This window comes from Pseudonocardia sp. P-1 (assembly GCF_058111925.1).
Map to the genome: position 1 here is coordinate 5257890 of NZ_CM176614.1, position 20640 is coordinate 5278529.

General features: G+C 74.5%; 21 protein-coding genes. 12 read left to right on the plus strand and 9 right to left on the minus strand.

All coding sequences use genetic code 11. The annotated features are described in order from the left end of the window. Positions 1 to 181: 181 nt before the first annotated feature. Complete coding sequence (locus AC0GKK_RS25800) at positions 182 to 619, minus strand: PPOX class F420-dependent oxidoreductase (protein WP_073574485.1); 438 nt, start codon at positions 617 to 619, stop codon at positions 182 to 184. A 318-nt stretch (positions 620 to 937) separates the two neighbouring features. Here AC0GKK_RS25800 and AC0GKK_RS25805 point away from each other — a divergent pair, with 318 nt between their 5' ends. After that, complete coding sequence (locus AC0GKK_RS25805) at positions 938 to 2314, plus strand: NAD-dependent succinate-semialdehyde dehydrogenase (protein ID WP_073574486.1); 1377 nt, start codon at positions 938 to 940, stop codon at positions 2312 to 2314. 202 nt (positions 2315 to 2516) lie between these two features. Here AC0GKK_RS25805 and AC0GKK_RS25810 read toward each other — a convergent pair whose 3' ends face one another. Both AC0GKK_RS25810 and AC0GKK_RS25815 read right to left on the minus strand, forming a co-directional pair. Continuing rightward, positions 2517 to 3746, minus strand: a complete 1230-nt coding sequence (locus tag AC0GKK_RS25810) for a serine hydrolase domain-containing protein (protein WP_489882768.1) — start codon at positions 3744 to 3746, stop codon at positions 2517 to 2519. 57 nt (positions 3747 to 3803) lie between these two features. Continuing rightward, on the minus strand, positions 3804 to 4628 hold the full coding sequence (locus AC0GKK_RS25815) for an SAM-dependent methyltransferase (RefSeq protein ID WP_489882769.1): 825 nt from the start codon (positions 4626 to 4628) through the stop codon (positions 3804 to 3806). A 238-nt stretch (positions 4629 to 4866) separates the two neighbouring features. Between AC0GKK_RS25815 and AC0GKK_RS25820 the strand changes: the two genes are divergently transcribed. From AC0GKK_RS25820 to AC0GKK_RS25830, 3 genes are all read left to right on the plus strand, one after another. Next, complete coding sequence (locus AC0GKK_RS25820) at positions 4867 to 5760, plus strand: Sco1979 family transcriptional regulator (RefSeq protein WP_346109167.1); 894 nt, start codon at positions 4867 to 4869, stop codon at positions 5758 to 5760. Positions 5761 to 5976: 216 nt separating this feature from the next. Further along, a complete protein-coding gene (locus AC0GKK_RS25825) occupies positions 5977 to 6207 on the plus strand; it encodes a DUF397 domain-containing protein (RefSeq protein WP_179762484.1) in 231 nt (76 codons plus the stop codon). Positions 6208 to 6297: 90 nt separating this feature from the next. Continuing rightward, a complete protein-coding gene (locus AC0GKK_RS25830; protein ID WP_476651777.1) occupies positions 6298 to 7344 on the plus strand; it encodes a class I SAM-dependent methyltransferase in 1047 nt (348 codons plus the stop codon). A gap of 16 nt (positions 7345 to 7360) precedes the next feature. Here AC0GKK_RS25830 and ppk2 read toward each other — a convergent pair whose 3' ends face one another. The 3 genes from ppk2 to AC0GKK_RS25845 all read right to left on the minus strand — a co-directional run bounded on the left by ppk2 (position 7361) and on the right by AC0GKK_RS25845 (position 10129). Continuing rightward, positions 7361 to 8329: a polyphosphate kinase 2 gene (gene ppk2 / locus AC0GKK_RS25835; RefSeq protein WP_489882770.1), complete on the minus strand. Its 969-nt coding sequence runs from the start codon at positions 8327 to 8329 to the stop codon at positions 7361 to 7363. Between the two features lie 61 nt (positions 8330 to 8390). Next, positions 8391 to 9224, minus strand: a complete 834-nt coding sequence (locus AC0GKK_RS25840) for a siderophore-interacting protein (protein ID WP_489882771.1) — start codon at positions 9222 to 9224, stop codon at positions 8391 to 8393. Next, positions 9221 to 10129, minus strand: coding sequence for an ABC transporter substrate-binding protein (locus AC0GKK_RS25845; RefSeq protein ID WP_405416612.1), 909 nt, complete (start codon positions 10127 to 10129; stop codon positions 9221 to 9223). The genes AC0GKK_RS25840 and AC0GKK_RS25845 overlap by 4 nt, the downstream gene beginning before the upstream one ends. A gap of 118 nt (positions 10130 to 10247) precedes the next feature. Between AC0GKK_RS25845 and AC0GKK_RS25850 the strand changes: the two genes are divergently transcribed. Beyond that, complete coding sequence (locus tag AC0GKK_RS25850) at positions 10248 to 10784, plus strand: phytanoyl-CoA dioxygenase family protein (RefSeq protein ID WP_489882772.1); 537 nt, start codon at positions 10248 to 10250, stop codon at positions 10782 to 10784. 4 nt (positions 10785 to 10788) lie between these two features. Here AC0GKK_RS25850 and AC0GKK_RS25855 read toward each other — a convergent pair whose 3' ends face one another. Together AC0GKK_RS25855 and AC0GKK_RS25860 are read right to left on the minus strand one after the other, a co-directional pair. Further along, positions 10789 to 11553, minus strand: a complete 765-nt coding sequence (locus tag AC0GKK_RS25855) for an SDR family NAD(P)-dependent oxidoreductase (protein ID WP_489882773.1) — start codon at positions 11551 to 11553, stop codon at positions 10789 to 10791. Between the two features lie 14 nt (positions 11554 to 11567). Continuing rightward, on the minus strand, positions 11568 to 12569 hold the full coding sequence (locus AC0GKK_RS25860) for an acetamidase/formamidase family protein (RefSeq protein ID WP_073574494.1): 1002 nt from the start codon (positions 12567 to 12569) through the stop codon (positions 11568 to 11570). Between the two features lie 111 nt (positions 12570 to 12680). Here AC0GKK_RS25860 and AC0GKK_RS25865 point away from each other — a divergent pair, with 111 nt between their 5' ends. Together AC0GKK_RS25865 and AC0GKK_RS25870 are read left to right on the plus strand one after the other, a co-directional pair. Then, positions 12681 to 13301, plus strand: a complete 621-nt coding sequence (locus tag AC0GKK_RS25865; protein WP_489882774.1) for an L-threonylcarbamoyladenylate synthase — start codon at positions 12681 to 12683, stop codon at positions 13299 to 13301. A gap of 834 nt (positions 13302 to 14135) precedes the next feature. Next, positions 14136 to 15296, plus strand: coding sequence for a hypothetical protein (locus tag AC0GKK_RS25870; RefSeq protein ID WP_489882775.1), 1161 nt, complete (start codon positions 14136 to 14138; stop codon positions 15294 to 15296). Here AC0GKK_RS25870 and AC0GKK_RS25875 read toward each other — a convergent pair whose 3' ends face one another. Further along, the gene (locus AC0GKK_RS25875; protein ID WP_405416618.1) at positions 15297 to 16259 is read right to left on the minus strand and encodes a pseudouridine synthase; all 963 of its coding nucleotides are present in this window, start codon (positions 16257 to 16259) and stop codon (positions 15297 to 15299) included. It abuts the gene before it with no gap. 26 nt (positions 16260 to 16285) lie between these two features. Here AC0GKK_RS25875 and AC0GKK_RS25880 point away from each other — a divergent pair, with 26 nt between their 5' ends. From AC0GKK_RS25880 to AC0GKK_RS25900, 5 genes are all read left to right on the plus strand, one after another. Continuing rightward, positions 16286 to 16906, plus strand: a complete 621-nt coding sequence (locus AC0GKK_RS25880) for a LysE family translocator (RefSeq protein ID WP_179762490.1) — start codon at positions 16286 to 16288, stop codon at positions 16904 to 16906. A 99-nt stretch (positions 16907 to 17005) separates the two neighbouring features. Then, a complete protein-coding gene (locus AC0GKK_RS25885; RefSeq protein ID WP_489882776.1) occupies positions 17006 to 17953 on the plus strand; it encodes a GntP family permease in 948 nt (315 codons plus the stop codon). Continuing rightward, a complete protein-coding gene (locus AC0GKK_RS25890) occupies positions 17845 to 18474 on the plus strand; it encodes a GntT/GntP/DsdX family permease (RefSeq protein ID WP_489882777.1) in 630 nt (209 codons plus the stop codon). Before AC0GKK_RS25885 ends, AC0GKK_RS25890 begins: the two co-directional genes overlap by 109 nt. A gap of 8 nt (positions 18475 to 18482) precedes the next feature. Next, positions 18483 to 19700, plus strand: coding sequence for a CaiB/BaiF CoA transferase family protein (locus AC0GKK_RS25895; RefSeq protein WP_346104793.1), 1218 nt, complete (start codon positions 18483 to 18485; stop codon positions 19698 to 19700). Beyond that, the gene (locus AC0GKK_RS25900) at positions 19697 to 20626 is read left to right on the plus strand and encodes a beta/alpha barrel domain-containing protein (protein WP_489882778.1); all 930 of its coding nucleotides are present in this window, start codon (positions 19697 to 19699) and stop codon (positions 20624 to 20626) included. Before AC0GKK_RS25895 ends, AC0GKK_RS25900 begins: the two co-directional genes overlap by 4 nt. The last annotated feature ends 14 nt before the right edge of the window (positions 20627 to 20640 follow it).

Genomic DNA, 20640 nt, shown 5'->3' on the forward strand with positions numbered 1-20640 from the left:
CTCCTTCGCTTGTTTCGGGTGCCGTTCGCGAACGGCGGTGGTCGGACCGCAGCCGATGCGGTGGTGCGGCGAAGTGCGAGGGTGAGCGGCTGGCGGGGTGCGGGCGGACCAGGCACCGGAATCGGGCCACGGTGTCCGCGCCGAACCGCCGTCCGGGACGGCTCGTCGTCGTGCCGGGAGGTCAGTCGGCGACACCGTTGGTCTGGTCGACCACGGTCTGGCGCTCCGGCGTGATCCACCAGATCACCCGCTCGGACTTGATCGCCTCAGGCGGGTAGTCCTGCCCGGTGTACTTCTGCGCGAGCCGGTCCACGTGGGCGCGGGCCTGCTGCCCGGTCGTCGTGTCGGTGACCCGCCCCCGGACCTCCGCGTAGCGGTAGGGGTCGGCCTCGTCGCGGATCAGCACCGTGACGCGCGGGTCGCGGGTGATGTTGTGGTGCTTCACGCGGTGCGACTCGGTGTTCAGGACGATCTTGCCGTCCTGCGCGTGTACCCAGATCATCTGGTTCTGGATACGGCCGCTCGGCAGCACCGTGGCGACCGAGGCGAAGTTCGCGCCGGTCGCCAGCTTCTCGGTCATCGAGTGCAGATCGGGCCCGTCGGTCGTCTCGGCCGGCATGACGCCTCCTTCGATGGGTGGTGGGAACGGTGCGGCGACGGCCAGGCTGCCCCTCCGTCCTCGACCCGCACGTTTCCGAGATCTACGTCGTCGGGCCGGGTGCACCCGTGCGGAGCGCGTGCCCGGCCGGTCGGGGCCGAAACCTCCGGGCGGGTGGAGCCGGCCGGGGACATGGGGGTGCCGCCGAGCGACGCCATGTTCCCGCTGACGGGGCGACCCCGCGGCAGGCGACGCCGGGACGGCCTCCGAGTGCGCGGAACAGCTCGACGCTCGAACGGTCCGGCGTGTGCGGTCCGGCGAGAAGGGTAGGCCTGCGGTATGGCCATCGCGACGACGAATCCCGCAACCGGAGAGACGGTCCGGGAGTTCGACTCCCTCACCCAGCAGGAGCTCGAGGACAGGATCCAGCGGTCCTGGGACGCGTTCCAGGGCTACCGCGACACGACGGTCGAGCAGCGAGCCGGGTGGATGCGCGCCGCCGCCGACATCCTCGACGCCGAGACCGACCGTCTGGCCGGGCTTGCGACCCTGGAGATGGGCAAGACCTTCGTGGCGGCGAAGGCGGAGGTCGGCAAGTGCGCGCTGGGGTGCCGCTGGTACGCCGACCACTCCGCCGAACACCTCGCCGACCACCCGTGGGAGCCCGCGGACGCACCGTCGAACGCCCGGGTCTTCACCCGGTACCAGCCGTTGGGTCCGGTGCTGGCGATCATGCCGTGGAACTTCCCCTACTGGCAGGTCTTCCGTTTCCTGTGCCCGGCCCTGATGGCCGGCAACGTGGGCCTGCTCAAGCACGCCTCGAACGTGCCGCAGGTCGCGCTGGCCATCTCCGATGTGCTGGTGCGGGCAGGCTTCCCGCGCGATGTGTTCCAGACGCTGCTCATCGGTTCGGAAATGATCGAGGCCGTGGTCGACGACGACCGGGTACGTGCCGTCACCCTCACCGGCAGCGAGCCCGCCGGGCGTGCGGTCGGTGCCCGCGCCGGGCGCAACGTCAAGACCAGCGTGCTCGAGCTCGGGGGCAGCGACGCCTTCGTCGTGATGCCCTCTGCCGACCTGGACGCCACCGCCGACGCGGCCGTGGCGTCGCGTACCCTGAACAACGGCCAGTCCTGCATCAACGCCAAGCGGATCATCGTGCACGAGCAGGTCGCCGACGAGTTCCAGCGGCTCCTCGTGGAGAAGATGGAAGCGCTCACGGTCGGCGACCCGATGGACGAGGACACCGATCTCGGGCCGCTGTCGGGACCGCAGGGCCTCGAGGAGCTCGACCGGCAGGTGCGGGACTCGGTGGCCGCGGGTGCGTCGCTCCTGACCGGAGGCACGCCGCTGGGCGGTAAGGGCAACTTCTACCCGGCGTCGGTGCTCGCGGACATCCCGAAGGACGCGCCGGCCTACTACGAGGAGCTCTTCGGCCCGGTGGCGCTGCTCTTCCGGGCGACGGACCTCGACGAGGCGATCGCGATCGCCAACGACTCGAGCTTCGGCCTCGGCGGAAGCGCCTGGACCCAGGACGCGGGCGAGGCGGAACGCCTGGTCGACGAAATCGAGACCGGCATGATGAACATCAACAAGATCACCGCTTCGACGCCGGAGGTCCCCTTCGGCGGCGCCAAGAACTCGGGCTACGGCCGCGAGCTCGCGAGCTTCGGCACGCTGTCGTTCGTGAACGCCAAGACGGTGTGGATCCAGTGACCGGGAGCGGCACGCGCACCTTCACCCACGTCGCCCATGTCGCGCTCGTCGTGCGCGACATGGGCGACGAGCGTGGCGTTCTCCGAGCGCGTCCTGGGTTCGAGCAGGCGGGCGAGCGACACGAGGGGCCGCCCGGGGTGCGGCACCCCCGCCACCCGCTCGGGCCGGCGCCGAGCGGCTGCACCGAGGACGAGCCCTCCGGCTACTCGGTCGAGCGGCTCGACCGAGGCGCAGGACACCTGGCAGGCCTCCGAACCGAGGACGGGCCGGCCGGCCCCCGAGGCGAGGCACGGTCCTCGGCGACGCAGGAGTGCACCGCGGCGCGGAAGGAGTGCACGAGCGCGGGTCCCTCGGGCCCGTCCCACATCACCTGGGTCAGCAGCAGCGAGATCACGCCGGTCGACGGGTCGGAGCGCCACCCGGTGCCCAGGCCGCCGTCCCAGCCGTAGCGGCCGCCGTCCTCGACGGCCAGGCCCAGGCCCCAGCCGCAGTCGTCGTCGAGGAACGGGGCGGCGCCGGCCCGCTGCGCGGCGCTCAGCCGGTCGGTGGTCAGCTCGGCGACGGCGCCGGGGGACAGGACCGGGCTGCCGCCCCCGCGCAGGGCCCGGGAGAACGCGAGCAGGTCGTCCAGGGTGGAGACCAGTCCGCCGCCCCCGGACGGGAACACCGGCGGGGCCGCCCACGCGCCGTCGACCGGGTCGGTCACCGTGAAGCCGCCGCCGGGTGCGGCGGTCAGCAGCGGGACGAACCGGTCCCGGTCGGCGACGGGTACCGAGAAGCCGGTGTCGCGCATGCCGAGCGGGGTGAACACGCGCTCGGCCAGCACGGTCTGCAGGTCGGTCCCGCAGCGGCGGGCGAGCAGGACGCCGAGCAGGTCGCCGCTGGTCTGGTAGAGCCAGCGCGATCCCGGCTGCGCGACGAGCGGCACGGCGGCGAGCCGTGCGGTCCAGGTGTCGGGGTCGGGCAGCGGGTAGCTGCCGGGCGGCCCGTCGCTGCCGAGCCCGGCGGTGGCGCGCTGCACGGGCAGATCGGCGCCGGGCCGGGGGAGCATCCCGATCCCGCAGCGGTAGGTCAACAGGTCGTAGAGGGTGATCGGCCGGCGCGCGGGGACGGTGTCGTCGAGCTCGGCCGCCTCGTGGCGCAGCACCCGCGGCGCGGCCAGCTCCGGGAGCCACGCCGCGACCGGCCCGTCGAGGTCCAGCATCCCGTCCTCGACGAGTGCGAGCGCGGCGACCGCGACGACGGGCTTGGTGATCGAGGCGATCCGCACGACCGTGTCGCGGCGCAGCGGGTGTCCGGCGCCGTCGTCGCCGAGGACGTGCACCGCGGTGCCGTGCCGGGGGTCGTCGACGGCGGCGACCAGCCCCGGCACGCGCCCGGCGTCGACGGCGTCGTGCAGGAGCGCGGCGGTGCGGTCCAGGGTGACGGGCACGGGGGACTCCCGGGGTCGGTGGGTCTCACCCGTTCCGACCGCGGCGGCCCCGCGAACTCATCGCTTGATGCCGACCCCGCCGACGATGCAGCGCTGCACCGGGTCCTCGGTGCGCAGCTGCGGGCCGTCGGGCCACCACCGGTAGCACGGGACGATGCCCGGATCGACCAGCTCGAGCCCGGGGAACAGACCACTGATCTCGGCGTGCGTGCGGAACCGGCCGCTGCCCATCGGGCTGTGGACGAAGACCTGCTCCATCCGGCGGGCCAGCTCGCTGTCGGCGTTCTCCGGGTCGAAGAAGTGCGCGATCGCGACGACGCTGCCGGGGGCGAGCCGCTCGATGTAGCGCGCCATGATCGCCTGCGGGTCCACGGCGTCGTCGAAGTGGTGGATGGTGCCGACCTGGAACAGCGCGAGCGGCTGGTCCAGGTCGAGGAAGCCCTGGACCGTCGGGTCGGCCAGCACCGTCTCCGGCTCGCGGATGTCCGCGGCGGAGAAGCGGGTGAACTCGTTGTCCTCCAGCAGCGCCTGGCCGTGCGCGATGACGGTCGGGTCGTTGTCGACGTAGGCGACCCGGGCCTCGGGCTGCAGCCGCTGCACCACCTGGTGGGTGTTCTCCGCGGTCGGCAGGCCGGAGCCGCAGTCCAGGTACTGGGTGATGGAGGTCTGGGTGGCGACGAAGCGCGCCGCCCGGATGAGGAACGCCCGGTTGTCGATCGCGAGCATGTTGACCTCGGGGGCCACCTGCCGGACCCGTTCGATGGTCTCCCGGTCGACCTCGTAGTTGTCCTTCCCACCGAGCGCGTAGTCGTAGACCCGGGCGATGCTGGCCTTGGTCGTGTCGATGTACGCGGGAGCGCGACCCTCGGTCGGCTGGGCCATCGGCGGAGTCCTCACTGCGTCGTCGGCGCCGTCGCGCCGGGTCCTCGGTCGGTGCCCGGGCGGCGCCCGTCGTGGCGCCGATCACCGGTGCGGGCCACCGTAGCGGACCGGCCCGACGGGCACGCACCGTCACCGTCCGGACGTGCCCGGTGATCGAGACCGCTGACGACCTGCGGAACCGCTGTGTAGGCTGGGTCACCCGATCGGCAGTCCCCGCAACCCGCAGGAGCCCGTCCCGGTGGTCCCCAGCCCGAACAGCCCCACCCCGCCCGGTGCCGACCGCGGCCCGACCGCGCGGCGCATCGTCCTCGGTTCCCACCTGCGCCGGTTGCGGGAGCGCGCCGGCATCTCCCGGGCCGACGCGGCGTACGCGATCCGCGGCTCGGACTCGAAGATGAGCAGGCTGGAGTCCGGCAAGGTCGGGTTCAAGCAGCGCGACGTGGCCGACCTGCTGACGATGTACGGCGTCGCCGAGGGCCCCGAGCGCGACCAGGTGCTGTCGATGGCCGAGGAGAGCAACTCCAGCGGCTGGTGGGCGCGGTACAACGACGTCGTCCCCGGCTGGTTCGAGGACTTCGTGGGTCTGGAGGCCTCGGCGTCGCGGATCTCGTCCTACGAGCTGCTGTTCGTCCCCGGCCTGTTGCAGACCGAGGACTACGCCCGCGCGGTCGTCAGCGGCGGCCACACCGATCTGCCGCCCGCCGAGCGGGCCGACGTCGAGAAGCGCCTGGAGGTGCGGCTGCGGCGCCAGCGCGTGCTGCACCGCAAGGACGCCCCGACCTTCTGGACCGTGCTCGACGAGGCCGTGCTGCACCGGCCGGTCGGCGGGGAGGCGGTCTTCCGCGCCCAGCTCGACCACCTGGTCGAGCTGTCGTCGCTGCCGAACGTCATCGTCCAGCTGCTGCCCTGGGACCTGTCCGGCTACGGCGCCGAGCACGCCTTCACCATGCTGCGCTTCGCCGAGCCCGAGCTGCCCGACCTGGTCTACCTCGAGGAGATGACCGGATCCTCCTATCTGGACAAGCGGGCCGACGTCGAGCGCTACGGCCGGTCGATGGACCGGCTCACCGTCGACGCGCTCAGCCCGGAGCAGACCAAGCAGGCCCTGAGCAAGCTGCGCGCCGAGCGCTGACCTGCACCGACGTCGCTCCCGGGCGACGAACGGCACCACTGTCCCCGGTAGTGGGGGACACCGTCCGATGCCGACCGCCCACGGCCGGTGCGGCGCACTCGGGCGCGGCCGGACGACCGCCGGGCGCGTCCGTCCTGTTTTGCACGACCGAACTGCTTGCCCCCTGCTAGCTTCTCCGCAACGGAGAATGCACGTGCAGATGAGGTGAGCATTCGCATGGAACAGATGCACCTGAGCGGCCCCGCGGCGATCGATTCGCTGGCGTGGCGCAAGAGCGTGCGCAGCGGCTACCAGGGCAACTGCGTCGAGCTCGCCGTCGTGACCGGGGGGACCGTGGCGGTCCGCAACTCGCGGGACCCGCACGGCACCGTGCTCGCCTTCCCGGCGACCGAGATGGCCGCCTTCCTGGCCTCGATCAGGAACGGCGAGCTGGACGACCTCGCCTGAGCCGTCCCCGCTGACCTCCCGCGGGCGGCCGGCCCGACCCCGGCCGCCCGCGGTGAGCCGAGAATGATCTTCTCGGTGTAGGAAGGAACGGTGAGCCGTTCCGAGCAGGCCCCGTCCTACCGCGGCGCGAGCGCCCACTACCTGTCCCCGTCGCGACGGGACCCCGTCAAGGTCGGCTCCGAGGAGCCGGTCACCCGGCGGGTCATCGCGGGTGCGCTGGCCGCGCTGCACCTGCGGCCCGGGTCCCCGGTCGCCGTGCTCGACGTCGGGTCCGGCACCGCCGACGGGTTCGCCCTCCTCACCCGCCCGGCACCGGACGCCGCGCCGATCGTCGCGGAGGACCGGCTGCGCTACGTCGGTCTCGACGTCGATCCGGAGATGGTCGCCACCGCGCGGGACACCGTCGGTTCGCCGTCGGCGTCGTTCGTGCTCGGCGACGTGCGCGACGCGCTGCCCGACGGCGCGTTCGACCTCTACCTGTCCTGCGGGGTGCCGTACTCCCACCTCACCCGCGACGAGCTCGTCGCCGCACTGGGATCGGTGCTGACGGCCGTCGCGGCCCGGGGGCGGCGCGCCGCGGTCGTCGTCGACGTCCTCGGCCGGTACTCGGTGGAGTGGCAGCCCCGCTGGAGCACCGAGCGCTGGGACTACGCGATGAGCTTCTTCGCCGGCGGCGGCGGGGCGATCTCCGAGCCGATGACCTTCTACGGCCGCGCCGAACTCGACGCCACCGTCGACGCCGCGCTGGCCGGCAGCGGTGCGCGGCTGGTGTCGCGCACCGCCGTCGACCGGTCGGTCCTGGTGGGACGGCACACCGCCACCGGCACCTTCCACCCGGCGGTGCCGCGCTTCCGGACCCTGGTGAACGACCTGGTCCGCGACCCGTCCCGGGTCGACCCCGACGACCTCCGGTTCACCCCCGCGACCGGAGGCGCCCCGGAGGAGGTGCTGTCCTGGCTGCGCGGGTTCGCCGACCGCTGGAACGGCGCCCTGGAGCCGTACCGGGGGGCGGGTCCGCTCGCCGACGCCGACGCCGACCGGCTCGCCGGGACCCTGCTCGGACTCGAACGGGCCGCGGGACCCGGCCTGGGCCTCGGCCACTCGCTGACCATGACGCTGGTGGCCGAGCCCGCCTGAGCGTCGCCCCCGCGGGTCAGTGGTGCTTGTCGGTCAGCGGCGGGAAGCGGTTCGGGCCCTCGTCCTGCTCGAACATCTCCGCGGCGGGCCCGACGATGAGCCGGTCCGGCGGGGACGCCACCCCGGTGTCCTTGCCGGGGTAGTCGAACAGGCCCAGGACGTGGCGCATCGCCTCGAGCCGTGCGCGCTTCTTGTCGTTGCTCTTGATCACCGTCCAGGGAGCGTCCTTGGTGTCGGTGTAGAAGAACATCGCCTCCTTGGCCTCGGTGTAGGCCTCCCACTTGTCCAGTGAGGCGAGGTCCATCGGGGACAGCTTCCACTGGCGCACCGGGTCGACCTGACGGATCAGGAAGCGGGTGCGCTGCTCGTCGCGTGACACCGAGAACCACAGCTTCACCAGGTGGACCCCGGACCGCACGAGCATCCGCTCCAGCTCCGGGGTGGCCCGCAGGAACTCCATGTAGGAGCGGGGGTCGGTGAAGCCCATGACCCGCTCGACGCCGGCCCGGTTGTACCAGGACCGGTCGAACAGCACGATCTCCCCGGCCGAGGGCAGATGCTGCACGTAGCGCTGGAAGTACCACTGGCCGGCCTCGCGCTCGGTCGGCTTCTCCAGCGCCACCACCCGGCAGCCGCGGGGGTTGAGGTGCTCGGTGAACCGCTTGATCGTCCCGCCCTTGCCCGCGGCGTCGCGGCCCTCGAACAGCACGACGATCCGGTTGCCGGTGTCCTTGACCCAGTTCTGCAGCTTCAGCAGCTCGATCTGCAGCAGCCGCTTCTGGCGCTCGTACTCCAGGCGGGACAGACGGTCGTCGTAGGGGTAGCCCTGGCGCCAGGTTTCGACCGGGCTGCCCTCGGGACCGACGAGAGTCGGGTCGTCGTCGTCGGAGTCGTCGACCCGGAAGTGCCCGGGGTCGGCCGCGGCGGGGTGCGGGATCAGGGTGTCGGGGGCGTCGGCCTGAGGCTCGACCGGGGTCTCGTCCACGTGTGGCAACGCTGCGCGCCGGTCATGGCCGCAGGGCCACACCCGGATGACGGCCGGGTGATCAGCGGGCAGCGGGACGGGGCCGGTCGTGCCAGTAGCCCTGCGCGTGGACCCGGTCCGGGGCGACGCCCGCCTCGTGCAGCATCGTCCGCACCCGCGCCACCCGCGTGCTCTCGGTGGCGTTCCAGGCGTAGAAGTGCTCGCCGAGGCGGGCGGCCGCGGCACCGTGGGCGTCGGCCCAGTCGGCGACGGCGTCGAGCAGCGGGCGCCCGGGCCGCCGGCAGACCTCCACCGTCACCCCCGGATGGGCGTCGGTGAGCCCGACGGCGTCGGCCGGGTCGCCGACCTCGACGAGCACCCGGCCCCGGTGGTGCGGCGGGAGCGCGGCGAGGATGCCGCGCACGGCGGGCAGCGCGGTCTCGTCGCCGGTGATCAGTACCTCGGTGGCGGGGCCCGGGTCCCACTGCACGCCGTGACCGGGGTTGCCGCGCCGCACGTCCGGCCCGGAGAGCAGGACGGCGTCGCCGGGGAGGGCGACCGCGGCCCACGCGCTCGCCGGGCCCGGCCGGGAGTGGCGGAACACGTCGAGGTCGACCTCACCGCGCCCCGGCCGGACCGCGGCCGGGGTGTAGCTGCGCAGCACCGGCCGCGTGCCGGCGGGCAGCTTCCGCAGCCGGGCCCGCCACTCGCGTTCCGGCAGGCCGGAGGTGAGTGAGGCGGGGTAGCCGTCGTCCGGCGGGACCAGCAGCTTGACCCGCTGGTCCCGGCCGTGCGGGGCGAACCGCGACAGCTCCGGACCGCCCAGGACGATCCGCCGGAACCCGGGGGAGGGCACGCCGACGGCGAGCACCCGGGCGGCGAACAGGACGTTCGGCGACCCCGACAGGGGGCTCACCGGCCCAGCGTCCGCTCGATGTCGTCGAGCACCCTCTGCCCGCCGAGCGGCCCGACGCCGGTGATCCAGACCGACTGGTCGACCGGGTGCAGCCGGGGGAAGACCTGCGCGCGCACCGCCTGGACGGCCGGTGGCACCGCCGACGGCGACGCCGGGTCGGTCGCGGTCAGGAACACCTCGTCGGCGCGGGCCTGCTGGACCAGCTCGGGGGACAGGTCCACCGAGATCGAGTTCTCCCAGTCCCGGGGCGGGATGGTGAACCCGGCGCACTCCAGGGTGCTGCCCGCGAACGACGTCGGCCCGTACAGGGTGAGCAGACCGTCGCGGGGGCGGATCATCTGCGCGGTCCGCCCGGCCGTGTCGTGGGTGCGCGCCACCTCGGCGCAGCGGTCTCGGTAGCGGGTGAGCAGCTGCTCGGTGTCGGCCTCGCGGCCGAGCGCCCGGCCGACGAAGCGGACGTTGTCCTGCCACGGGTCGGCCTGCGAGGCCATGAACGCCGTCGGCGCGATCGCGGTCAGCCGGTCGTACAGCGCGGCGTGCCGGGACTCGGTGCCCAGGATCAGGTCGGGTCGCTGGGCCGCGATCCGTTCCAGGTCGGGCTCGGCGACGGTCCCGACGACCGCCACCTGCGCACCGGCGTCGCCGAGGTAGGCGGGCACCCCGGTGCCCTCGGACAGGACCCCGGCCCCGACCGGCGGTGCGTCGAGGGCGACGGTGGTGTCGAGCTGCACCGGCTCCAGCACGACGACCCGCCTCGGCGCGGCCGGGACCGCGACCTCGCCGCGTGCGGTGGCGACCGTGCGGGTCTCCCCGCCGTCGGTGGGGCCCGAGCCGGGCGCGGAGCACGCGGCGAGGAACAGGGTGAGCAGGGCGGCGAGGGCCACCGCGGCCCGGGGCGGCGTCACGGACGGTCTCCTTCGGTCAGGTGAGGTGACCCTAACCCGGGACCGGTTCGGGATGGAGTGTCCGGTTCGACGGGAAACCGGTCGCCGCGAGCGCGTCACCGGGGCACCCTGTGGCGCGATGATCGAGCAGTTCGTCCGTGAGGGCTGGGTGCACGTCCCGGGCGCGTTCACGACGGCGGCGGCCGCCCGCTGTCGTGCACCCGGCGACGACGGATGGCACGTCGAGTCCTCCTTCACCGGGCCCGACGGCGGACCGCGGCTGTCGGTGGACTCGCGGGGCCGGTCCCTGCTGATGCTGTTCCTCTACTCCGACGTCGGCCCGGACGACGCCCCGACGCTGCTGCGCTCCGGATCCCACCGCGACGTCGCGCCACTGCTCGCGCCCCGCGGTGCGGCCGGTGCGGACTGGCTGCGGTTCTGCGGCGAGGCCGTTCCCGCGACGGCGCGACGCCCGGAGGTCGCGGCCTGCGGCCGGGCCGGCGACGTCTACCTGGTGCACCCGTTCGTCGTGCACCGCGCCCAGGCGATGTCCCCGGCGGCCCGGCGGCCCCGGGTGATCGCCCAGCCACCGCTGGGGCCCGCGAGCCAGCCGGCGTTCGACCTGCCGGCCGGGACCGCGCCCGCCGAGCGCGTGGTGCGCGAGGCGCTGGGGTGAGGGGTCAGAGCTGCACCCCGCGGGTCAGCGCCCCGTCGACCACCAGGTTGGTGCCGCTGATCCGGCTCGCCCGCGGGCTGACCAGCGAGACCACCGCGTAGGCGGTCTCCTCCGGGGTGCCCATCCGGCCGGTCGGGTTGAGCCCCATCGCGTGCGCGTACAGCGCGGGGTCGTGCTGCTCGACGTTCGCCCACACCCCGCCGGGGAAGTAGACGTTGCCGGGGGAGACCGCGTTGGCCCGGATGCCCTTCGGCGCGAGGTCGAACGCCAGGCCGGAGACGTAGTGCACGAGCGCGGCCTTCATGACGCCGTAGGAGCCGTCGGCGAAGTCGATCTCGCGGCCGGACACGCTGGACACCGCGGTGACCGAGGCGGCGTCGCTGCGCTCCAGGTGCGGCAGCGCGGCCTCCACCAGGCGCACGGTGTGCAGCAGGTCGACCTCGAAGCTCGAGCGCCAGTTCTGCTCGCCCGGGCCGATCGCCAGCGCGCTCACGTTCGCGACGACCGCGTCCACCGCCCCGAACCGCTCGGCGCTGTCGGCGACCCAGCGGCCGAGGGCCTCGCCGTCGGCGACGTCGACGGCGGTCCCGGCCACCTCGCCGGCACCCGCGGCGCGCAGCTCCTGCTCGGCGACGGCGACCCCGTCGGCGTCGCGGGCGCAGAACGCGACCCGCGCGCCCTCCGCCGCCAGCCCGGCGACGACCGCGCGCCCGATCCCGCGCGACCCTCCGGTCACGAGCACGACACGTCCGTTCAGCAGCATGTCCATGGAATGGGCCTCTCTCACAGGGAGCGGGCCTGCTCGCGCAGGTGACGGTGGACGCCGCCGTAGGCCGCGGCGGCCGGGAGCAGCGCCTTCGCGATCTTGGTGACGGCGCTGTAGTTGGTGTCGACGACGTTGGCCAGCGGCGACTCCGCGGCCTGGGTGAGCAGCTGGTAGGCGTCCAGCCGGTCCAGCCCGTACAGCTCGCCCAGCCAGGCGATCATCCCGACCTGGCTGGCCCGCCACGCGTCCTCCAGCGGACGGGAGGACCCGACGACGACGTAGTGGGTGTCGGTCTCGATCCGCGGCCACGCCGGGACCGGGGCGTTCTTGATCAGCTCGACGATCAGCACGACGTCCATCGCGCCCTCGACGGCCGTGCCGCAGCTCTCGCCCTCGCCCTGTCGGTAGTGGCCGTCGCCGACCGAGAACAGCGCACCGGGCACGTTGACCTGCAGGTAGCAGGTGGCCCCGGCGCGCATCTCCGGGGTGTCCATGTTCCCGCCGAACACGTCGGGCACCAGCGAGCTGCGCACCTCCCGCCCGGGCGGGGCGACGCCGACGGTGCCGAGCATCGGGTTGCACGGCAGCTCCAGGCGCAGGTCCGCGCTCGTCGCCTCGAACAGCACCGTCCCCGCGGCCCGGTCGAGCTGGTAGATCCAGGTCCGCTCGGGGAGCGGCTCGTGCAGCAGCGCCGTGCGGTCGGTCGTCGACAGCGCCCCGAACAGCGGGATCAGGGTGGAGGCACCCCAGTCCCGGGCCGGGGTCAGCTCCACGAGGTGGACGGCCAGGGTGTCGCCCGGCTCGGCGCCCTCCACGTGGAACGGCCCGGTCTGCGGGTTCACCTCGCTCATGTCGAGCACCGCGCTCGGACGGTCCGAGGTGGACGTGAGTCGCCCGGAGAACGCGTCCTCGGTCCACAGCCGCAGGCAGGTCCCGGGCGCGACCCGGCGCACCGGTGGCACGCCACCGAAGGTCCAGGCGAACTCGTGCCGTTCCGGCCGGTATTCCACGACGTGCATGGATCGCATCCTGGCCCCCCCCGCGCATCGCGGGCAACGGTTTCCCGCCGCACCGCGACCGCCCGGTCGTCGAACTCCCCGGGTGGGCCGCCGAGCCGGTACGTTGCCGCGATGGCCCGGTACTTCGACGTGCACCCGCAGAACCCGCAGCCGCGCAGCATCGGACAGGTCGTGGACCTCGTGCGGTCCGGCGGCCTGATCGCCTACCCGACCGACTCGTGCTTCGCGCTGGGCTGCTCGCTGGGCAACCGCGACGGCCTGGAGCGGATCCGGCAGATCCGCAAGCTCGACGACCGGCACCACTTCACCCTCGTGTGCGCGGAGTTCGCGCAGCTCGGGCAGTTCGTGCAGATCTCCAACTCCGTGTTCCGCGCGGTGAAGGCGTCCACCCCGGGCAGCTACACCTTCATCCTCCCGGCCACCAAGGAGGTGCCCAAGCAGCTGCTGCACCCGAAGAAGAAGACCGTCGGGGTGCGCACCCCCGACCACGCCACCACCCAGGCGCTGCTGGCCGAGCTGGGGGAGCCGCTGCTGTCCTCGACGCTGCTGCTGCCCGGCCACGACGAGCCGATGACGCAGGGCTGGGAGATCAAGGAGGAGCTGGAGAACCAGGTCGACGCGGTCATCGACTCCGGGGACTGCGGCACCGAGCCGACCACCGTCGTCGACCTGTCCGGCGACGAGCCGGAGATCGTGCGGCACGGCGCGGGGGACCCGTCGCGGTTCGAGTGAGGACCCCTCCGGCGCGGCCGCCCGGCCGCCCGTCGTGCCCGTCCGGGTGCCCCGGTGACCCGCCTGCGGGGGGCGCGCCGCCCGCCCGTCCACGATCCACCGCCCACCGCATCAGAGCGAGCGCTGGGCGGACCGACGAGTAGGCTTCGCAACCGTCCCGCCCGCTACCCGAGCGGGTACTGACGTGGCGTCCGACCCCGGGCGCCGTCCGAACGGTTCGGAGGACGATCGCGTGGCGCGAGACGACCCGCCGCCCCACCCGTCCGGCCCGGCGGGTGCCTCGGCCGGGGACGCGGTGCTGGCCGCGATCGCGCACCGGTTGCGGGCCCGTTCGGAGCGCCAGCAGCTGCTGACCGAACGGCTGCGTGCCGGTGAGCTGCGCCCGGGTGCGCTGGCCGACCTCGCCGAGCTGGCCGCGGCCGCCCGCCGCGGGGCCCGCGACGGCGACCACATCCTCGTCCTCGCCGGCGCCCCCGCGGGCCCCGGCTCGCGGCCCCGTCGACCCCGCTCGGGCAGGCGCTCAACACCGTCGTCTCCGCGAGTGAGGCGGCCTCGCGCACGATCGTCCCGCCGACCCCGAGCGTCTCGGTCGACGCGACCGCCGAGCCCGTCCTGGGCCAGATCCTGGCCGAGCTGCTCGCCCACGCCGCGAGCGCCACCCCGGCCGGGGAGCGCATCGAGCTGCTGACCCGCTGGGGTCCCGACGGCGGGATCGTCGTCGAGCTCCAGGGGACCCAGTCGCCGCGGCACCGCACCCCGGTCGAGGAGCTGGACCGCGCGCTGGGCTCGGCGACACCCGGCGGCCCGGTCGCCCCGCAGGAGATCGGCCTGCACGTGGCCGCGCGGCTGGCCCGCGCCATCGGCGCCCGGCTCGGCGTCCGCGCCCCCGCCGGGAACTCCGCGATCGCCCCGATCGCCGTGCTCCACCTGCCGTCCTCGGTCCTCGGCGGTGGCCGCTCCGAGTCCGCCGCGCCCGCCGCGGAGCCGCAGCCGGCCGAGTCCGCCGAGCAGGCCGGGACCGGGACGACGGCGTCGCTGCGCCGCCCGGCACCCGCCCCCGCGCCCGCACCGGCCGCGGCGGCGGACGTGCCGTGGCCGCCCCGGGAGACCCCGGTGGCGGAACCCGAGCGCAGCTGGCCGCCGGTCGCCCCCGAACGGGACGAGCCCGCGGCGCCCGCCGGGCTGCCCCGCCGTGCCCCCCGCCCGGCCGGCGGGATCGCGGCCGCGGCCCCCTTCGCCGGCTCCGGTGCCCCGGCTGCCCGTCCGCAGGCCCCCGGCCCGGCCGGTCCCGGACCGAACGGGTCCGGCCCCGGTACGCCCGGCCCCGGCCCCGGCCCGCGCCCGCCGTACGGACCGCCGTCGCCGGGCACCGGCCCGGCGCGCAACGGCGCCCCGCCACCGCCGCCCGCGCCGGAGGACCCCCCGGCCACCGAGGCACTGCCCGTCACCGGCGCGGCGGGGGCGACCCCGCCGGTGGAGCTGTTCGGACCGTTCGACTCGGAGGTGCCGGTGCCCGTGGACGACGCGGACGACACGCCGATCTTCGCGGCGGTCGCCTCGGCCTGGTTCCGTGAGCCGGGATCGACCGAGACGACGGCGCTCCCGCTCACGCAGAACGACAACTGGCGCACCGCGGGGGACGCCGAGTTCGACGCCGCCCGGATCCGGGCCGACCGGGTCGTCGACCTGCCGACCACCGCACAGGGCCTGCCGCAGCGTCTGCCCGGGCAGGCGATGGTGCCGCCGTCGTGGCGGGACACCCCGAACGGCCTCGCGCCGACCGGGTCGCGGGAGCGCCAGCCCGACCGGGTGCGCAACCGGCTGGCCAGCTACCAGCGGGGTCTGCGCGAGGGCCGCCACCGCGCCGCGGAGGACCACGGCCCGCACGGACCGGCCGGTGGTGCACTGAACGGCGCCGTCAACGGCGCGCCGGTGCCCGGCGGGCACCGCAACGGCCACCACCTCGACGACGGCGACGACCGCAGCGTCGGCTGATCACCACTCGTGCGGCGTCCCGGCGGCCCAGCCGTCCGGGTCGTCCCACGCCTGCAGGGTGCGGCCGCTGACGAAGCGCCGCCGCGCCCCGGTCACCGGGTCGTCGAACTCCAGGGCACGCGAGAGCAGCTGCAGCGGGCGGGTGAAGTCCTCCGGCGCCCGCCGGTGCAGCTCGGGGTAGACGTCGTCGCCGAGGATCGGCACGCCGAGCCCGTTCAGGTGCACCCGCAGCTGGTGGGTCCGCCCGGTGCGCGGGGTCAGCCGGTACAGGGCCCGCTCGCCCCGCAGCCCGGCGACCTCGACGCGGGTCTCGGCGTTCGGCTCGCCGTCCTCGGTGACGGCGGCGAACACCCCGGGCCGCTTCACGATCCGCGACACCTCGGTGCGCGGCAGCTCCAGGTCCGGGTCGAACCGGGCGAGCGCCTCGTAGGTCTTCGTGACCCGGCCGCGGGCGAACAACGTCTGGTAGGCGCCGCGCAGCTCGGGGCGCACCACCAGCAGCAGGACCCCCGCGGTGGCGCGGTCGAGCCGGTGCGCCGGGCTGAGCGCGGGCAGCCCCAGCTCGTGGCGCAGCCGCACCAGCACGGTCTGGCGGACGTGGCTGCCCCGCGGGATCGTCGCGAGCAGGTGCGGCTTGTCGACGACCACCACGTCGTCGTCCGCGTGCAGCACCGGCAGCCCGAACGGCACCGGTACCTCGTCGGGCTCGTCGCGGTAGAGCCACAGCGTCGTCGACGGCGTGTACGGCGTGGCCGGGGTGACCGGGCCGTCCGCGGTCACGATCTCCCCGGCCGCCAGCCGTGCGTCGATCCGCTCCGCGACGTGCGGGAACCGGTCGACGAGGTGGTCGCGCATCGTCGCCCACCCGCCGGTCGCCGGGGTGCGGACGCGGGCCGGCGCGAGGCCGTCGACCGTCGGGAGCGGGGACGCCTCCCGGGACGTGCGGCGCCGGCGGGATCTCACGGGGCAGCAGCCTACGATGGCCCCTCGTGAGCTGGACGTCCTACGGTGCCTACCTGTTGATCGTCGTCGGGCTGGTGCTGATGCCCGGCCCGGACACCTTCGTGATGCTGCGCGCCTCGCTGGTCGGCGGGCGCGCGGGCGGACTCTCGACGCTGGCCGGGGTGTTCACCGGCAACGCCCTGCAGGGCGGCGCCGCGGCGTTCGGGCTCGGTGTGCTCGTCGCGAGCTCGCACACCGCGTTCACCGTGATCCGCTGGGCCGGGGTGGTCTACCTCTGCGTGCTCGGGGTGCAGGCGCTGCGGGCCGCGCGCCGCGGGGACTACCCCGTCGTCCCCGACGGCGGTCCGCGGCTGCCGGCGCGGCGGTCGTTCCTGGTCGGCTTCGGCTCGAACATTACCAACCCGAAGGTGCTGGTCATGTACCTGTCGGTGCTGCCGCAGTTCCTCGTGCCCGGGGTGACGACCACGGCCGACGCGCTGCTGCTGGCGCTGTCGGTGGCGGTGCTCGGCGGCGTCTACGGGGTCGGCCTGGTCCTCGCCGTGCACCGGGCGCGGGCCTTCTTCACCCGGCGCCGCGTGCGCCGCGCCGGTGACGTCGTCGCCGGGGTCGCGCTGATCGGGTTCGGTGGGGCGCTGGCCGCCGCCTGACCTGCGGGGTTGCCCGCATGGTGGGTTTGAGTTCATGATGTGGGTACGACATCGTCGTCGATGCCAGGGGGGGTCATCGTGTCGGACACCGTCATCGTGGTGAACACGGCCGTCGCCGTGCTCGCCGTCGTCGTGCTGATCGTGAGGTTCCGGCTCAACCCGGTGATCTCCCTCGTCATCGGCGCCGTCTACCTGGGCCTGACCGCCGGCCTGGGGGTGACGGGGACGGTCGACGCGGTCACCGGCGGGTTCGGCGACATCCTGGCCGACGTCGGGCTGCTCATCGCCTTCGGTGTCCTGACCGGCGCGATGCTGCACCACGCGGGCGCCATCGAACGGCTGGTCTCCGCGCTGCTGACGGCCTGCGGCCCGCGCGGGATGCCCTACGCCACCGCCGTCACCGTCTCCACCGCACTCCAGTCGATCTTCGTCGACGTGCTGCTGGTCATCTCCGCACCGCTGGCCCGTCGGATCGCTCCGCGCATCGGGGACAAGGGGCTGCCGCGGATGGCGGCCGCGCTCGCGATCGGCCTGGAGTGCGGGATCGTGTTCATGGTCCCCGGTGTCGGTGCGGTCGCACTCGCCGGTGTGCTCGGGGTGCCGCTGGGCCAGATGCTGATCCTGGGCCTGGTCGTCGTTTTGCCGACCGTGCTCATCGCGACCGGGATCATGTCCGTGCTGCTGCGCCGCGGCTGGTGGGACCCGGCCCGCGACGAGCAGGAGCCGGTCGCCGCGGGCGTGCCCGCCGGTGCGGAGGCCGACTCGCCGGACACCGCCGCACCCGGCGCCGGGAGCGCCGGGGGACGGCCCACCGGTACCGGTTCCCCGGACGGCGGGGCACGCACGGGGGAGACGGAGCCGGGCCCGGCGGGGGCGCGGTCCCGGCCGCCGTCGGTACCGCGGTGTCCGGCACCGCGCGTCGCGAGCTACCGCTGGCCGTGCTGTTCGGGCCGCTGCTGGTGGGCCTGCTGCTCATCGCCGCGGGCGCCGTCCTCGACGCGGCCGGGATCACCCACCCCGTCATCGCGTTCCTGGGCGAGCCGGTGATCGCGCTGCTGCTCGCGCTGATCGGGACCACGGCCGTCGTCGGGGTCGCCCACGGGCGCGGCATGGTCGAGGCCGCGGTCTCCGACGGGTTCCGCGAGAGCGGGCAGATCCTGATCCTCACCGGCGTCGGCGGCTCGCTCGCCACGACGATCTCCGAGGCGGGCCTCGGCGAGATCCTCGGCCGCTTCTTCTCCGCGAGTACCGCCGCACCGCTGCTCATGGTGTGGCTGATCGCCGCCGTGCTGCACGTCGCGATCGGGTCGGTGACGATCTCGGCGATCACCGCGGCCGGCGTGCTCGCCCCGGTCGCCCCGGTGATCGGCCTGGCCCCGGTCCTGATCGCGCTGGCCGCCGGCGCCGGGGCGCTGTTCGCCGTCCACGTCACCTCGAACACGTTCTGGCTGCTGCAGTCGCTGCTCGGGCAGTCCGTGCGCGGGACGCTCAAGACCTGCTCGGTCGGGGTCTCCATCGCCTCCGTCGTCGCGATCCTGGTGATCCTGCCGCTGTCGCTCGTCGTCTAGGGAGAGTCGTGTCGCAACTTCCGCTGTCCGGAGTCCGGGTGCTCGAGCTCGGCAACTACATCGCCGCCCCCACCGCCGGACGCCTGCTCGCCGACTTCGGCGCCGAGGTGATCAAGGTCGAGCGCCCCGGTACCGGCGACGAGATCCGCAACTGGCGGCTCTACGCCGGGGACACCTCGATGCTGTACCGGACGCTGAACCGCAACAAGCGCTCCATCACCCTCGACATGCGCTCGGCCGCGGGGAAGCAGGCCGTGCTGGACCTGGCCGCCCGCTCCGACGTGGTGCTGGAGAACTTCCGGCCCGGCACGCTGGAGAAGTGGGGGCTGGGCCCGGCCGAGCTCGACGCCGTCAACCCCGACGTCGTGCTCGTGCGGATCTCGGCGTTCGGGCAGACCGGGCCGCTGTCGTCGCGGCCGGGGTTCGCCGCCGTCGCCGAGGCGATGGGCGGGCTGCGCGCCCTCGTCGGGGAGGCCGACCGGCCGCCGTCGCGGACCGGGGTGTCGATCGGGGACTCGATCGCCGGGCTCTACGGCGCGTTCTCCGCGATGATGGGCCTCTACCAGCGCTCGTCGTCGGCGACCCGGCCGCCGCTGTCGCAGCGCTCGATGGACGTCGCGCTCAACGAGGCGGTGTTCTCGATGATGGAGTCGCTCGTCCCCGACCACCTCGCCTACGGCGTCGAGCGGCGCCGCGTCGGCGGGCGGATGGAGGGCATCGCCCCGTCCAACGCCTACGTCTGCGCGGACGGGGGCAGCGTCGTGATCGCCGGCAACGGCGACTCCATCTACGGCCGGTTCATGACCGTCATCGGCCGCGCGGACCTGGGCGCCGACCCGGAGCTGACCTCCAATGCAGGCCGCTGGGCGCGCCGCGACGAGCTCGACGGCGCCATCGAGACCTGGACCCGCTCGCTGCCCCGCGACGAGGTCCTCGCGAAGCTGGAGGAGGCCGGCGTCCCGGCCGGGCCGATCCACTCCGCCGCCGACATCGTCGCCGACGAGCAGTTCCGCGCCCGCGACATGGTCCAGTACTTCGACGTCGACACCGGCGGCGCCGAACCCGCACGGGTCGGGTTCCCCGGCATCGTGCCGGTGCTCGACGGCCGGTCGGTCCCGGTCCGCTCGGTCGGGCCGGACCTGGGCGCCGACACCGCCGACGTCCTCGGCGGGCTGCTCGGATACACCCCGGACACGATCCGGGCCGCATCGGGGGAGGACGCATGAGCACCGACGGGGTCGTCCTGCGGGACGTCACGCTGCGCGACGGGCTCCAGCTCACCGGCAAGCCGCTGCCCACCGACCGCAAGGTCGGGCTGGTCCGCGCGCTGCTCGGCGCGGGCGTGCCGGAGCTGGAGATCGGGTCGCTGGCCCGCGGCGACCTGGTGCCGCCGCTGGCGGACACCCTCGACGTCGTCGCCGCGCTGACACCGGAGGAGCTGGAGCGCTGCTGGGTGTGGGTGGCGACGCCGCGGCACGTGCAGAAGGCGGTGGCCGCCGGGGCCCGCAACGTCCAGTACTGCTTCTCGGTGTCCGACGCGCACAACAACGCCAACATCGGCCGTGACACCGCCGTCTCCCTCGACGCGATGCCGCAGGCCGTCGAGCACGCGCGTGCCGCGGGCGGACGCATCCAGCTGTGCCTCGCGACGGCGTTCACCTGCCCGTTCGACGGACCGGTCGATCCGGACCGGGTGGCCGGGATCGTCGCCGACCCGCGCACCGCGGGCTCCTGCGACGTCGTCGTCTGCGACACCCTCGGTCAGGCGAACCCGGCCGAGGTCGGGTCGCTGGTCGGGCGCGTCGCCGCGGTCGCCGACGGCCGTCGCATCGCCTTCCACGGCCACGACACCTGGGGCCAGGGCGTCGCGAACGCACTCGCCGCGGTGCAGAACGGTGCGACCGTCCTCGACGGCGCGCTGGGCGGGCTGGGCGGCTGCCCGTTCGCGCCCGGTGCCAGCGGCAACACCGCCAGCGAGGACCTGCTGTTCGCGCTGCGCCCGGACTGGCTGACCCCCGCGGTGCTGGCCGACCTCGTGACGTGGTCGGAGGACCTGCTCGCCGAGCTGGGGGAGCCGATGCGCTCGGCGACCGCCCGCGGGGTCCGCTCGAACGCCCAGGCCTTCCCGTGGACGGCGGGGCCGCGCGGCTGACCCGCACGGCCCGC